The following is a 14,901-nucleotide window of genomic DNA, read 5'->3' as shown; positions in this document are numbered from 1 at the left end:
CGGTAGCAATCCCTCGAAGCCACGATGGATGACCGCGCAAGCCAGGATGTTCGGCACGCTGCACCCGCTTCAGACGCGAGACGGGCAAGATGATTGTCCTGCACAACGCCCTGCGGCTCTGCGCGTGGCCGATTTCGGAAGGGGCCGGCTCCGGCCGCTCATTCAGAGTTGGGGCTCGGTGCCGGATCCGGCATATCGGTTCGGACCCGCCGGGCTGTCGGCGGGACTGCGCCTACATCATCCCGGCAACGCCAGACGCTCGTCCGGAGTCATGCAGGCTTCGGCTTGGCGGCGAATGTCGGGACCGGCATGGCGGAGCATGGCGCACCAGTCTTCCACAGTGTACGTGGTCGCCATGCTGCCTCTGGCCAGATCGTAAATGACGCACGGCTTGTTCGCTATGGCCAGCCGAAGCACCTTGACGGCCGTGCCGGGTGATGCGCCGTCCCAGACCATCATGCCAAAGTCGGCGCGCCGCACCATCTCCCGGTCTTTGGTGGCGTGGACCCAGCACCCTCTGGCATCCTCAGGAGAAGGAACATGGTAGGCGGCCCAGTCGCCCAGATTGTTGCGGGGTTCCTTGCCCGCATGGAAGACCCCGACATGCTCGTAATTGTAGCCGGCGAGCAAGCCCTGCGCCTCGGTATCGGCTCCAGACGCATCGCCAATCAGCACACCGTGCTCGGCAGCAACGATTGCGCCGATGCGACTGATGGCAGGTTCCGGCAGCTCGAATATCTCGCGTGATCCGCCTATGAATATCATCGACATCGTGACTTTCCTTCTCTCCAGCGTCCCCCCGCCCGCGCCGGCCGCCCTCTCCCTCTGGCCCTGCGCGAGGGATCGTCACCCGAAGGCCGAGACGGCGAAGCCGGCGCGGGGGAGCGGCGGGACGCCGCGACTAGAGCCCGGCCGGCCACAGGCCGGCGCGCCCGGACCCTGCCGCTGCCGGAGGCGCTACGCGCGTTGAGCTAGTGGCCTTTGTCGGCCAGCCAGAGGCTCACGTCCTGGATCGAGCGCATGAGCACCGACGGGTTGTCCCGCGCGGGGATGAAGCCCCAGCTCTGCCAGTACTGCTCGGCCTCGGCGTCGATCGCCCGCACCACCACCGCGCGGCCGCCGACGATGTCGGCGCCGGCGACGCAGCGATGCAGCGCGTCCTTGACCAGGCCGCTGCCGATGCCTTGTCCGGCATAGCGATGGTCGACGGCGAGTTGTCCGATCAGCAGGCAGGGGATCGGGTCGGGCGGGCGACCGGTGCGGATGGCGCGGGGCGCGCTGTTTGGCTGGATCACGCCCGGCGCGAGGCCGTAATAGCCGACGACTGTCCCCTCGTCGTGAACAATCAGGACGCGTGTGAACCCGCGGGCCTGGTTCGTTCGCGCGAAGCCGGCCAGCCAAGCGTTGAGCGCCGGCTTGCCGCAATCGAAGCTGTCGAGGCGATGCGCGTCGTCAAGGAGTTCGATGCCTGAAAGCGCCACCTAGCGGTCCCAGGGCGGCGACCGACGCAGCCGCTCGGCCGCCTTCGGCGTGGGCGGGGCGGCAGGCGCCGAGATCGCCTGCATGAAGTCGTCATAGGCTTCCGGGGACACGCGGATGACGGTTTCGTTGAGGATGGCCGCCTGCGCCTCGTGGAGTGCTGCGCGTCGCATGAACTCCGTGCGCGAGAGGCCGAGCAGCTCCGCGCCGCGGTCGATGATGGTGAGATCATCATCGCGAAACCGCATCGAGACGGGTATTTCCTTCCTCGTGGCTGTGGTGGCCATGGCGCGCTCCTGTGCTGCGGATGTATGTACGTCGGTGTAACGTGAATCGCAATACCAGGTTGTGTGGCGGCACGCTCCACCGCTTCGATCCGATTAGTGGAGGTGGAGGGTACGTGCTTCGCGTGCGGGCTTCGGTGGCTTCGCGCGCGCCGAAACCGGCCGCGCGCGGTCGGGTTCGATGGTGCGGATTGCGAGGAAACCGACGCTCACGCGGCGTCCTCCGCAAACCGCCAGACCGGGATGCCGAGGCGGCGGGCCTTATCGGCGAGATTCTCGGTAATGCCGGAACCAGGAAAGACGATCAGCCCGTAGGGCACGACCGAGAGGAGCTGATCGTTGCGGCGGAACGGGGCGGCCTTGGCGTGCCGGTTCCAGTCCGGCTTGAAGGCGATCTGCGTGACCTTGCGGTTCTCGGCCCAGCAGGCGGCGATGCGCTCGGCCCCGCGCGGGCTGCCGCCGTGGAGCAGGACCATGTCGGGATGCTTCTCGCGGGCCTTGTCGAGCGCGTCCCAGATCCGGTCGTGATCGTTGCAGTCGAGACCACCGGCGAAGGCGATCTTAGTGCCGGCCGGAACGAGCACCTCGGTTTCGGCGTGGCGGCGGGCGGCGAGGAAGTCGCGGGAGTCGATCACCGCGGCGGTCATCGACTGGTGGGAGACCTTGGAGCCGGTGCGCGGCCGCCATGCTGATCCCGTCTGCGCCTCGTAGAGGTCGGCGGCCTCATCGCGCATGATTTCGAGCACGTTGCGCCGCTCGATATAGGTGATGCCCTCGGCCGTGAGCCGTTCCAGCTCGACCGACTTCACCTCGGAACCGTCCTGTTCGCCCTGGCTCGAGCGCTGCGCTTCCTCGTTGCGGTCGAGGCTGCGGGCGACGCGCTCGGCGGCACGATGGAAGACGTTGGTAAAGGACCAGAGGAGGTCGTCGAGATCGGGCTCGAGCCTGGTGTCGCCGAGCATGCCGGCGAAGGTCTCGACGATACCGGCGAGGCCGGTTCGGATCACTTCGTCGTCTGGAAGTGGCCGAGGATCGGGCTCGTCCTGATGCGGACGATGACCGTACATCTGCAGTTCGAGGATGACGCGGTCTGTCGGTGAGGACGTGTGGTAGGGCTCGTAGGCGTCGTCGAAAGGAAGGTCGTAGGTCATGGCGTGTCTCCGTCGGTTGTGGCCGCGCCTGTCGCGGCCTGACAGCGCATCCCGGCCGCGGCCCGGGCGCGGCCGCACCGAAGGCCGAAGCGCGAGCGGAGGACGGCGCAGCCGTTGCGGCCGTGACGGGGGCGTGGCAGGGGTCGCCTCTCGGGCAGGCCGCGGGCGCGGCTTCTCCCGGCGGACCGCCGCCATGCCAATAGATCTTCCGGTGACGCCGGCCCCACCTGCCGGCTCGAGGCGTTCATCAGGACGGCAGGAAGAGACGGGCATCCTCCGGGATGAGCTGATCGCTGAGCCATGCCGCGAGATGGGTCGGCCCGAGATGGCGTAGATCGTCGTTGAAGTCGCCGAGCCGCGGTCGCAATTCCAGAGTGAGGACTCCGGCCGCACCTGCGCGCTGGCTGAGACGCTCGATTCCATGCCGTCCGGCGGCGTCCGCATCGGCGGCGATGTAAAGGCGGCGACAGCCCGACGGAAAGATCAGGCCGGCGAGATGATTGGCCGAGGTCGCGGCGGCGACCGGCAGCGCCGGCATCACCGTCCTGAGCGACGCCATCGTCTCAAATCCCTCGCCGGCGGCCATGACCGGAACAGGCACACCGGGCTGGAGGCCGAGCCAGATGCCGTTGCCAAGAAGATGCCCGAGCGAGCGGCGCGGATCAGCGAGTTGCGCCTTGCCGACGTTGCCGTTCGGATCGAGCCAAGGGGACAGGTAAGTACGCTGCAAGCCGGTGATGCGCCCGTTGAGGCCGGTGACGGCTGCAATCAGCGCTGGCAGCATCTGCGTCTCGCCAGTCACGAGATCCCGGTAGTAGCAGCCGGGATGGAAGCGCAGGGCGCGCTCGCTTATGGAAAGCACGATGCGGCGACCGGCGAGGTATCGTTCGGCCAGCGTGCCGGCGATCGGCCGTGACATGGCGAACAGGCGACGCGCAGCGTCGGGAGAACCGCGTGCCGCAGCATTTTGGCCCTGCGCGCCATGGGCCTGAGTCTGGGGCTGGGGCGGTGGCAGCGGCATGGCGAGAAAGCGACGTGCTTCATCCGCCACCTCGCGGAAGTCGACCAGACCACAGCTGTGCTCGATGACGTCGAGCAGATCGCCATGTTGCCCGTTCGCCTCATCGACCCACTTCCCGGCTGGTCCTTTCGCGTTGGCCTTCAGCCGCACATGCATGGAGCGGCCGCGCGTGTTGCGGACATCGCCGACGATCCAGTGATTGCCCGCGCGATGGCCGTTAGAGAGATATTCGCGGCACACCGCCTCGGCATGTTCGCCAAGGCGCCGCGCCAGCTCGGAAGCCGAGCCGGTCATGATCACCTCCCTCAAGCCGCGACCGTACGGTCGGTGAGCCCGACCAGCGTATGGCGATCGAGAAGCGAGGCGAGGACGGCGGACCCTTGCGCGGCCGTCGGGATGAATAGCCTGAGCTTCCAGGAGATGATCTCGGAGATCAGCCCCAGCGCCTTCAGCCGTGGCACCATTGCGTCGGTGAAGCCGATCAGCTCGACACGGTAGTCGTTCATGACGCGGCTACGGCGCAGGATCAGGCCGTCGGCGAGTTGCAGCTCGATCTTGCCTTCCACAAGCCCGGTCCAGGCATCTTCCGGTGCGAGCGAGGGCACATGATCAAGCCCAAGATTGCGGAGCATGGTTGCGACAAGGGTCGGCGCGATGTGACGGCCGATGATGCGCTCGCCGGTGTCCGTCTGGATGCGGTAAACCCGGCAATCGTCGTCAGGCAACCGCCGCCAGATCGGCAGGAGAAGGCCTGTGACGATGTGGAAGGTGCTGGTTGTGAACTCCGGGACGGCCTCCACTTCGGCTTCCCACAGCTCGCAGAACAGTTTTCGGTCGGCCGGTTGCCAGTGGGTTTCGGCAAGGGCGTCGAGGCCCAAGCGCACCTCGTCCGTCGGCCGCAGCAGGCGTACGCGGTGCTCTATCGTGCCGTCGTCGAGCATCAGGCTCGCGGTCGGCAGCTGTATCGCCGCGCGGTTCGACCGCGTGTTCACCAACAGCACAGATTGCGGCTCCGCGCGAGCGATCGCCAGCGCATCGACCAGACCGAGCGGCCGAATACGGTCCTTGCGGGCGACGGTCAGCACATGCGATTGCGCACCCGAGACCGGATGCGTGTAGACGGTGCGACGATCGGTGACGACGATGCTCTCCGCCGCAATTGTCTCCAGACCTTTGTCATAGGAGCCGGCAGCGATCGCGCCCTCGACCTTCGCCGTCGTCAGTTGCTGGAACACTTCGAACAGCAGGTTCTGGGTCTCGATGCGCAGCGCAAGCAGGCGATTAAGCCAGGTCGTGATCGGCGGCAGTTCGTCGCGCAGCCCGCCCTCGTCGGTGGTCAGCGAAAGGCCGGTGACCGTCTCGAAGGTCGTGAGCGAGCAGCCTGCGATCTTACCCTGGTGGAGCAGCCAGTAAAATTGGCGAAGAGCAGCGCGGGCATAGGGGCTTTCCAGATTGTCCTCGGATCGGAACAGCCCTGCCCCACCGGTCTGGCGCTGGCCGCGCGTGATCGCACCCAGTGTGTCGAGCCGGCGCGCAATGGTCGACAGGAAACGTTTTCCGGCTTTCACATTGGCGGCCATGGGCCGGAAGAGCGGCGGCTGCACCTGGTTGGTGCGGTGCGTCCGTCCCAGGCCCTGGATGGCGTTGTCGGCGCGCCAGCCGGCCTCGAGCAGATAATGCTTGCGCAACCTCTGGTTCTTCATCCCGAGGTCTGCGTGGTAGGACCGGCCCGTGCCGCCGGCGTCCGAAAAGATAAGCACGCCCTTGTCGTCGTCCATGAAGCTTTGGGTCTCGGCAAGATTGGCCGAGCCCGGACGGTTCTCGACAGCAAGCCGGTCGACGCCGTCGCTGCCGGTCTTCTTCACGATACGGCGCGAGCGGCCCGTCACCTCAGCGACGGTGTCGGTGCCGAAGTGATGGATGATCTGGTCGAGCGCACTGCCGACCGGCGGCAACGACGCGATGCGCTCGATCATCTCGTCGCGCCGGCGAACCGCCTCCCGGCACTGGACCGGGTTGCCGTCTTCGTCATGGACTGGCCGCGAATAGACGTTCCGTTCAGCGTCCGAATATTCTTCAAACAGCTGGGTCGGGAAGGAATGCATCAAATACCCACCGACATACTCGCGCGGTGTCACGTCGACATGGAGATCCGACCATTCCTCGGTCGGAATCTCGGCCAGCCGTCGTTCCATCAGCGCCTCGCCGGTCGAGACAATCTGCACCACGGCCGCATGACCGTCGGTGCGGTCCTGCTCGATCGCGCCGATCAAGGTCGGCGCCATCATCGAGGTGATGAGATGGCTGAAGAAGCGCTGCTTGGTGCTCTCGAAGGCTGAGCGCGCTGCCGTCTTGGCGTTGCGGTTCAGCGTGCCGGTCTCGCTGGTGATGTTGGCTGCCTCGAGCGCCGCGTTGAGGTTGTTGTGGATCACCTGGAAGGCATCCGCATAGGCGTTGTAGATGCGGATCTGTTCGTCGCTCAGCTCGTGCTCTAAAAGGTCGTATTCGACGCCGTCGTAAGATAGCGAGCGCGCCGTGTAGAGGCCGAGCGATTTGAGGTCGCGAGCAAGCACCTCCATCGCCGCGACTCCGCCATCCTCGATAGCGGCGACGAACTCCGTACGGTTGGCGAATGGAAAATCCTCGCTGCCCCAGATGCCCAGGCGCTGCGCATAGGCGAGGTTTTCAACCGCGGTTGCACCGGTCGCCGAGACGTAGACCATGCGGGCGTCAGGCAACGCATGCTGCAGGCGCAGGCCCGCTTTGCCTTGCTGCGAGGGTGCGACGTCGCCGCGCTCGCTTTTTCCTCCTGCGGCGTTGGCCATGGCATGCGCCTCATCGAAGATGATGACGCCATCGAAAAGCCGTTTGGTCCCCGTCGGGCCGTCGGCCCTCCTCGCCGGGTTTTCTTCGTTCCCCGTCGGGCCTTCGGCCCTCCTCGCCTCTTGCCCGACCCAGTCGAGGATCTGGGCGATGCGCGACTTCTTGCCCTCGCGATCCTGCGAACGCAGGGTTGCGTAGGTGGTGAAGAGGATGCCTTCGGCGAGGCGGATGGGGGTGCCCTGCCGATAACGGGACAAGGGTTGGACGAGGAGTTTCTCCTGGCCAAGTGCGGCCCAATCGCGCTGGGCGTCTTCCAGCAGCTTGTCCGACTTCGAGATCCAGATCGCGCGGCGCCTGCCCTGCAGCCAGTTGTCGAGGATGATGCCTGCGACCTGTCGCCCCTTTCCACAACCTGTTCCATCGCCCAAAAACCATCCACGGCGGAAGCGGACCGCGTTCGGGGCTTCTTCCGGCGCGGCCGAGAGGACATCGCAGGTCTCGTCAACCGTCCAGGCGCCGGCGAGATGACCGGAATGCGCTTCCCCGGCATAGATCACGCTTTCGAGCTGGGCGTCCGACAGCAGGCCCTCGTCGACGATCGCGTCAGGCAGAAGGGGCCGGTAGGAAGGCTTCGGGGGTGCGACGGCGGCCATGGCGGCCGACTGCACGAGCGGCGTCGGATGCGGCTTTGCGCGGGGAATGTGGATCGACTGAAGGGCGTAAGGCTCGTAGATCGTGTCGGTGAGGCTTCCACTCTCCTCCGGCATCCACTCGCGAAGCTCGTAGGTCAGGGGCAGCGCCGGGGCGCTGCTCGCAAGAGCCGGGTGGCTGAGCGTTGCCCTTGCAACGGGGCGAGCCGGTCGGACAGAGTTTGGCGCAAACGATGTTGCGGAGGCGGGTACAGCTACTGCCGTGGGCCGACCGGCCATGTGCATGGCGGCATTGCGCAGGATCCCGTTCGACTGAGCGCCGATCGAGTCCGGAAAGCCGCGCGGTGTCCGGGGCGGCAGATCCATGATGCAGGAGAGTAGCGTCTCGACGTCGGACGCCCTGCCCGGCGACGCGACGAAACGCGACGGATCGGCGGCCGGTATCTTGTCGATGACTGTCAGCCGGGTTTCGGCGGTCGTGCCATGGCGGGCATAGACACGGCCGTCGATCGCCGCGGTGAAGACGACGGTGCCCTGCTGCTGCAGCCGCTCGAAGGCAGCCCGCCATTTGGGGTTTTCGGGAGACAGGCCGGTGCCAGTGATGGCGACAAGACGGCCGCCTGGACGCAGGCGTGCGAATGCGGAGGAAAGATGTCGCCACGCGGCATCGGCGACATGGCCGTCGACATAGGCCCCGACCGAGAACGGTGGATTCATTAGCACGACGGACGGCTCGATGGCGGCATCGAGATGATCGTCGATATGGGCTGCATCGTGCCGGGAAACGGGGACTCGCGGAAACAGCCGGCCGAGAAGATCGCCGCGCGTCGCGGCAAGCTCGTTGAGCACGAGCGAAGCCCGGGCGATCTCGGCATGTACGGCGAGCAGGCCGGTGCCGGCCGAGGGTTCGAGAACGAGGTCTGAAGAGGTGATTGCAGCGGCATGCGCGGCAACGAAGGCAAGCGGCAGTGGTGTGGAGAGTTGCTGCATGGCCTGGCTCTCGTGCGACCGTCGCGTGTGGGTGGGAATGAGCTTGGCGATCCGCTTCATCATCGCCAGGGTCGCCTGCGGCGTAGTCGACCGGGACAGGATCGCCGATCCGAAGCGGCGCAGGAACAGCACCTGGGCCGCTTCGAGCGCTTCATAGGCGTCCTTCCAGACCCAGAAGCCCTGTGCGTCCGTGCCGCCGAAGCTGTCCGTCATGGCGGTGCGGAGCGCGGCGGTGGTGACTGGCTTGCCCTGCTCTAGGAAAGGTAGAAGCAGCAACGCCGCCTGAAAGATTACCTGGGCTCTGTCGCTGGCAGCGGGTGCCCGCGTGCCGAGGGGAGCGGCCGTTCGGGCAACGTCGGATGTGGTCGAAACGATGTTCATGGAGATGTCCTTCGCGAGAGGGGAATGGCCCCCGCGCCGGCACTCTCTCCGCGCCGGCCGGGCCGCACTCCTCCCGGCTCCCCTCTCCCTCTGGCGTCGGTCCATCAAACCGGTTGCGCTCAGCGCAAAGCCATGACTTGAATGTGCACACAGGGATGCGGCGGCGACCTGGAGCTGCGGAGGGGATGCGACGGTTCCGAATTGGAAGTGACGTCTACGAGGAGGGCGCGCCTGACCTGCAGGCGGCGCTTGCGAACGCCTATGCCCGCAGGGAGCGTCCACTCTGCCTGTGCCGTGAGCCGGGCTGCCCGATGTACGTCGCCCGCATCGGTGACCTCCATCTGATCAAGCGCATGCCGCTCAGCGGCGGCGGGCACGATTCTTCCTGCGATTCTTATGAATCGCCTTACGAGCTGTCGGGGCTCGGCGCGTTGATGGGCAGCGCGATCCAGGTCGATCCGCAAAACGGCATGGCGGCGCTGAAGCTGGATTTCAGCCTGTCGAAGACGGGAAGTCGTGCGGCGTCCGTGCCTGCTGGCCAGAACTCCGCCAGCGTGGCCGGAGATCCCAGGAGGATGTCACTGCGTGGCCTCCTTCACTATCTCTGGCACGAGGCTGAATTGACTGTCTGGACGTCCAGATGGGCCGGCAAGCGACATTGGTGGAATGTCCGCTGGCACCTCATCGAGGCGGCCGGGCAAATGACAGTGAGAGGCGGAGCGCTTTCGGACATCCTGTTCGTCCCCGAGCCGTTCCGGGCCGAGAACAAGGAAGCGATCGAACAGCGTCGCAACGCGGTTCTTGCTACAGCACTTCCGCCAAAATCCGGACCGCGGAAGTTGCTGCTCCTCGTCGGCGAGGTGAAGGAGATCGTGTCTGCTCGATCGGGTCAGAAACTTGTCGTCAGGCATTTGCCCGGTTTTCCCTTTATCATCGACGACGCATTGCATCAGCGATTGCAGGCGCGCTTCGAGAGGGAGTTGTCGCTGTGGGGAGCGGATTCGAGCTCACATCTCATGGCTATCGCGACGTTCGGACTGAATTCGGCCGGCCTCGCCATTGTCGAGGAGATCGCGTTGATGGTCGTGTCCGAGAACTGGATTCCTTACGAGACGATCCCTGAGAAGCGGCTCGTCGACGCGCTCGCCCGTCTTCGCGAGAAGAGCGTAAAGGGATTGCGCTACGACCTGCAAGCCGACCAGCCGATCGCCAACGCATTGCTTCAGAACAGGGATGAGCCGTTCGCGCTCTTTGTCGTCCCGGCTGGAGCGGACGAAGCGTTCGAGGTTTCGCTGCAGGACATGATCGCGAACCGGCCAGAGATCGGTGCCTGGACCTGGCGGGTCGGTGACGGGGAGATGCCGGCCCTTCCATAGGGCTGGCGACGACATCTCAGGATGGACATCAATGTCGGCGAGGCCCTTCATTGATCGGCGCTGTGCAGCGACGCGGGCACGCATCGTCGCCGGGTTATGGAACATTCCGGCGAAGCCCGGCGTTCTACCTAGAATTTCGGGCCATTTGCCCTTGCCTGGCACTGAGTACTCTCAGCGCGCCACGCGTCGCAGGCTACGCGCGCCACGTTTGTTGGAGCATCGTCATGACGCACAATCCACACAGCACAGCAAGCATCGCCGGCCACCCAATTCATCCCATGTTGATTCCGTTCCCGATCGCTTTTTTCGTCGCTACTTTCGTTTGCGACCTGATCTTCTGGCGAACAGGCACTCCGGGATGGGTCACCGCTACACTCTGGCTTCTCGGAGCGGGGCTGATAATGGCCGCCCTGGCCGCTCTTGCGGGCCTGACGGATGTCTTGGGTGACGTTCAAATTCGCAATCTGACTGCCGCTTGGCTTCATGCAGGAGGAAATGTGCTCGTCGTGCTGATCGAGCTTTACAACTGGTATTCCCGATACAGCCATGGGGAGGCGGCCGTGCTGCCCATGGGCATGATCCTGTCGCTGATAGTGGTTCTCATCCTGCTCTTTACAGGTTGGAAAGGGTGGGAAATGGTCTATCGACATCGCGTCGGCGTCGCCGACGGTTCGGACGAGCTGCGCTGAACACGCGTTGTCGGCGGGAATTCCGCTGCCGATGCCGACTAGCTGGGCGCAATCCCCTCGCTTTCGACGCCATGTTCTTGATCTTTGCGGATGCCGTTTGGCGTCGATGATGATTTGACGTTCTTGCCGCGTCCGGCGGCGAGTAGCGTGCCGGCCGCCAGTGTGTTCCAGATGGTGACTTATCCGTTCTTTCTTTTAGGATTGGGTCGATTATTCGAATGGGTGCCGGCTCAGCGCCGTTAGCCCGCGCGGTGACGTAAACCTCTCTAGCAGGGCCGAAGAGCGCTGTGTCACCCGTCCCATCCGTCGGTAATCGGCGACGCAGCTTCAGCCGTTTCTGTCGAAAGTTAAGCGCCCGTTAAAGGTCAGCAGTGAAAATGGCTTCTATGACGGGAGACACCATGTTCAGGCGCGATTCCGCAATCCACTTTCGGCGCTATATCTGGATCGGGTTTCTCGGCACGGCCGCACTGGCAACGCTTGTCGCATTCGGCGTTAATCTGACTGTCGATCACGCCGTTTCCGTGGACGCCAAGGCTCGTGCCGAGGACTGGGCGAAGTACTTTGTTTCCGCCGTTCCTGATTTCGATGCGCTACTCGCGAACGGCAAGCTGACCGATCGGCAGAGGACGGTCGTCTCTAGCGCCTTAATCGGCAACGTCTTCCGCTTCAAGCTTTACGATGCGAAAGGCAATACCGTCGCGCAGTCGGACCTCGCAAGCTTCGTGAGAGACGAGGATGAGGATCACATCGACGACGAAGCTTCGGAGGTCGTCGAAACGAAGGCGCCGATCGTTTCTATCAATGAAGGTACGAAAGAGCGCAATATGCCGGCGCTTTACGCCGAAGCCTATGTGCCCGTCTTCGATGCCAATGGTAAACTGCACGCCATCACGGAAGCCTACGTCGACGAAACGAAGACCGAAGCTTTCTTCCGTAGTGCGTTCGGATGGTTGGCCGTTGTGCTCGGGTTTGGGTTTGCCTGTGCATTCGGGCTGCCGATGCTGGCCTACCTTGCCAAGAATCGGCAGTCTCAGGAGGCGCATCGGCGGGCCGAATTTTTGGCCACCCATGATCCGATGACAAGCCTCCTTAACCGGACCCGGTTTTCGGAAATCCTCGCGAAGCGGATCGCTGAGCCGCTTCGGAATCAAGTGCTTGGTCTCATCTTTATCGACGTCGACGACTTCAAGCTCGTCAACGATGCATTCGGCCATGAGGCCGGCGACGAGTTTCTCAAGCATGTAGCACGGGCCATCAGCAGCTTCTGCTCCACCGAAGACTTTGTCGCACGGGTCGGCGGAGACGAATTCGTTATCGGGATGCATCGAAGCAATGCTGCCGCGATAACCGACGACGTCGAATCTATCATGAGCCTTGTGGGCGAACCCATCAGCGTCCGGGGCCGGCACGTCGCCGCCCATGTCAGCGCAGGTGTCTGCATCGTCTCCGGCGAAGCCCTGAGCGTCGAAGAAGCCCTGCACCGATCGGATCTCGCCCTCTACCAGTCGAAGATCGACGGAAAGAACAGGATTCGGATGTTCTCGAGTGAACTTGAGGAGCGTATGCGCGCCCGTCGCGAAATCGAGGAGCTCCTTCGAGAGGCAGTAGCCACGGAAGGCTTCGAGATCCACTACCAGCCCCTGGTTGCCGCCGAAGATAACGCGTGCATCGGCTTCGAAGCGTTATTGCGGTTGAGAGACCGAACGGGCGCTTTCGTGTCCCCGGTATCCTTTATCCCGATTGCAGAATCGATGGGGGTGATCGGCACAATCGGCCGCTGGGTCATCGTCCAGGCAACGCGAACCGCTGCCACATGGCCTCCGAACACGTTCGTTGCGGTCAATCTTTCCGTGCGTCAGTTTGCGGATCAATCGCTTGTTGCGTCAGTCGAGAAGGCTCTAAAGGACGCCGGCCTTGAGCCGCATCGGCTTGAGCTCGAGGTCACCGAATCCGTTCTGATGGAGAACACTGACAATATCGCGTATCAATTAAACGCGCTAAAGGCACTCGGCGTCTCAATCGCCATGGATGACTTCGGCACCGGCTACTCCAGTCTCAGCTATCTATGGCAATTCGGCTTCGACAAGCTGAAGATCGATCGATCTTTCGTAAGCGCCCTCGATGTGGACGACAAGAAAGCGCGAGAGGTGCTCGACACCATCGTTTTGCTTGCCCACAAACTCGATATGAAGGTCACCGCTGAAGGTATCGAATCCGAGCGCCAGGCGCAGATCCTGCGCGAACTCGCTTGCGATCAGTTCCAAGGCTACCTGTTCGGAAGACCGGTGCCAGTCGAGGAGGTTGCGCCGATATTCGCCAACTCGCTGGCCCAGAGCCTCAGAAAAAAACCCTCGCGGCAACAGAGTGTGGCCTGAGGAGCCGGCCGGTCTGGACCCGGTTCTCTCCACATGACCACGCAGCGTTCAAGTTGACGGGATTGGACGAAACCGGCATCGTGCGCGTGTCACATCGATTCGGACGTGACCGATGCCTTCGTTGAACATCCAGTCCACGAACTGGTCGGTGCCGCGAAGGAGCAGAACCTATTTCCTCCAACTACATGTTTAGTCCCGGCTTGCTGGAGCGGATTGACCGTGAATGGCCGACCTTCGCGGTTCAGCTAAAGCAGCAGACATTATGTGTATGTTCCGCATTAGCTATTGCTAATCGCCGTGGACGGCGCACTGTCGCTGAATGGTGGCTGGGCACGTCGAAATGGTTCTCTTCGAGCAATCGATCGCCAACACAGACGGCATCCAGCGTCCGTTTTCCGACAGGGTGATAGATGCGGCTGAGAAAACCGCGGGATCTGTCCTGTTCGATGTCCGCGTAGATGGTGACACCTACATTCAGCGAATGGCCGCAATAGGGTATGGTGAAGCGGATGCGGCGGTAGTCGTGCTCGAGAAGAGCAGCCACCTAAGATGCGCGTCGGTGAACGGCGATGCATCAACTTTGGTTGCGACCTTAACTACCTGGGAATCGTCTCCCTTGAGCGAGCATGTGCAAGCGGAGTATCACGGGACTGCACTGATCCTGCTGGCAAAGCTTCGCAATTCCGGCCACCTGAAGTAATCAAAACCTACGCCGTCAATCTAGCTCTGGGGAGTGCTCGTTGGCGGCCATCACAGGCGGGGCCACTTGCTCCTTTACTGGATCCACATCAGCCCAACCCGCACACGCAAAGGTCAGCCTCGCCGATGCTCTGCGCGTCGCCCGTCTCGCGGCGTTTGACCAAACCCCTTCACCGCCGGTCTTGTTCCACGGCGTCTGCGCCTCGGACGCTTGTCGGCGTCGATCCGGGACATCAGGCCGGCGGCAAGGTGAGTGCGCTTCATAGGTGCGCTGCTACGAGAGGTCCCCATCGCTCTCCCTTCTCCTCTTGGCGCGTTGCGGATCGCAGTCCACCGGGCTTGCGAGCGAGGACCGGAACGTAGTGCCAGGAATCGTAGACCGTCTCGTTGCGTCCGCCGTCAGCCATGGAGAAGGTGCGCCGTAAGCTCAAGGCTGCCGATGACGGCGACCGGCAGATGGTGTCAATACTCACCTGTGTGCTGAGTGAGGGATTGAACGCGGTCGAGTCGGCCCTGTCAGGAAGCCCTCGATCATGGTGTCTCATCGGCGGCGGTGATCCTCAACATCCTGCGTGATGGTGCAACGCCTTGCGGATGAAGCGTCTGGCGGCCAACAGATCACGGTTCTCGCTCAAGAAGAATTCCACCGTATCACCCACCACTGTCGATGGCGCGATACAGGTACATCCATTGACCACGAACCTTGCTGAAGGTTTCGGCAACGTGCCATTTGCCGGTGACCAAGCGTTTGCGCTGATTGTGTCGTTCAAGCAGCAGCGGCGAGAACCTCACGACCCAGTGGTGGATTGTAGAATGATCGACGTGAATGCCGCGCTCAGCCATCATCTCTTCCAGATCGCGCAAGCTGAGATTGTGTACGCCAGATCCCAGCCTACACACAGCAGGATCACCGAACGGTCGAAATGGCGGCCTGAAAACATGAACACGCTCCTCTGAAATGGGGAGCTCTCATGCATCGG

10 protein-coding genes and 2 pseudogenes are annotated in these 14,901 nt (G+C 63.4%); 5 read left to right on the top strand and 7 right to left on the bottom strand.

Annotated elements, in window-relative coordinates:
• Positions 1–237: 237 nt before the first annotated feature.
• The 6 genes from FJW08_RS23275 to FJW08_RS23250 form a co-directional block, all read right to left on the bottom strand.
• Positions 238–771, bottom strand: a complete 534-nt coding sequence (locus tag FJW08_RS23275) for a hypothetical protein (RefSeq protein ID WP_140812465.1) — start codon at positions 769–771, stop codon at positions 238–240.
• 200 nt (positions 772–971) lie between these two features.
• Positions 972–1,481: a GNAT family N-acetyltransferase gene (locus tag FJW08_RS23270; RefSeq protein WP_140812464.1), complete on the bottom strand. Its 510-nt coding sequence runs from the start codon at positions 1,479–1,481 to the stop codon at positions 972–974.
• Positions 1,482–1,766, bottom strand: a complete 285-nt coding sequence (locus FJW08_RS23265) for a DUF1778 domain-containing protein (protein ID WP_140812463.1) — start codon at positions 1,764–1,766, stop codon at positions 1,482–1,484.
• Between the two features lie 206 nt (positions 1,767–1,972).
• Positions 1,973–2,914 carry a DUF2493 domain-containing protein gene (locus FJW08_RS23260; protein WP_140812462.1) on the bottom strand — a complete coding sequence of 314 codons (942 nt, stop codon included), beginning with the start codon at positions 2,912–2,914 and terminating at the stop codon, positions 1,973–1,975.
• Between the two features lie 247 nt (positions 2,915–3,161).
• The gene (locus FJW08_RS23255) at positions 3,162–4,229 is read right to left on the bottom strand and encodes a toprim domain-containing protein (RefSeq protein ID WP_140812461.1); all 1,068 of its coding nucleotides are present in this window, start codon (positions 4,227–4,229) and stop codon (positions 3,162–3,164) included.
• 11 nt (positions 4,230–4,240) lie between these two features.
• Positions 4,241–8,779, bottom strand: coding sequence for a bifunctional class I SAM-dependent methyltransferase/DEAD/DEAH box helicase (locus tag FJW08_RS23250; protein WP_140812460.1), 4,539 nt, complete (start codon positions 8,777–8,779; stop codon positions 4,241–4,243).
• Between the two features lie 185 nt (positions 8,780–8,964).
• Between FJW08_RS23250 and FJW08_RS23245 the strand changes: the two genes are divergently transcribed.
• The 5 genes and pseudogenes from FJW08_RS23245 to FJW08_RS33040 all read left to right on the top strand — a co-directional run.
• Entirely contained in the window at positions 8,965–10,155 is a 1,191-nt protein-coding gene (locus FJW08_RS23245; protein WP_140812511.1) for a DUF1173 domain-containing protein, read from the top strand.
• A 224-nt stretch (positions 10,156–10,379) separates the two neighbouring features.
• Positions 10,380–10,844, top strand: a complete 465-nt coding sequence (locus FJW08_RS23240) for a DUF2231 domain-containing protein (RefSeq protein WP_140812459.1) — start codon at positions 10,380–10,382, stop codon at positions 10,842–10,844.
• A 401-nt stretch (positions 10,845–11,245) separates the two neighbouring features.
• Positions 11,246–13,222, top strand: coding sequence for a bifunctional diguanylate cyclase/phosphodiesterase (locus FJW08_RS23235; protein ID WP_181183019.1), 1,977 nt, complete (start codon positions 11,246–11,248; stop codon positions 13,220–13,222).
• A gap of 340 nt (positions 13,223–13,562) precedes the next feature.
• Positions 13,563–13,922, top strand: coding sequence for a hypothetical protein (locus FJW08_RS23230; RefSeq protein WP_246682504.1), 360 nt, complete (start codon positions 13,563–13,565; stop codon positions 13,920–13,922).
• Positions 13,923–14,317: 395 nt separating this feature from the next.
• Positions 14,318–14,492, top strand: a pseudogene (locus FJW08_RS33040) (IS21 family transposase); the annotation flags it as partial.
• Between the two features lie 10 nt (positions 14,493–14,502).
• Here the strand turns inward: FJW08_RS33040 and FJW08_RS23220 are convergent.
• Positions 14,503–14,862 (bottom strand): annotated as a pseudogene (locus FJW08_RS23220) (IS6 family transposase); the annotation flags it as partial.
• Positions 14,863–14,901 lie beyond the last annotated feature (39 nt).

The sequence above is a fragment of the Mesorhizobium sp. B3-2-1 genome (assembly GCF_006439515.1).
GTDB lineage: Bacteria > Pseudomonadota > Alphaproteobacteria > Rhizobiales > Rhizobiaceae > Mesorhizobium.
This window is presented reverse-complemented; position numbering and strand designations above follow the sequence as displayed.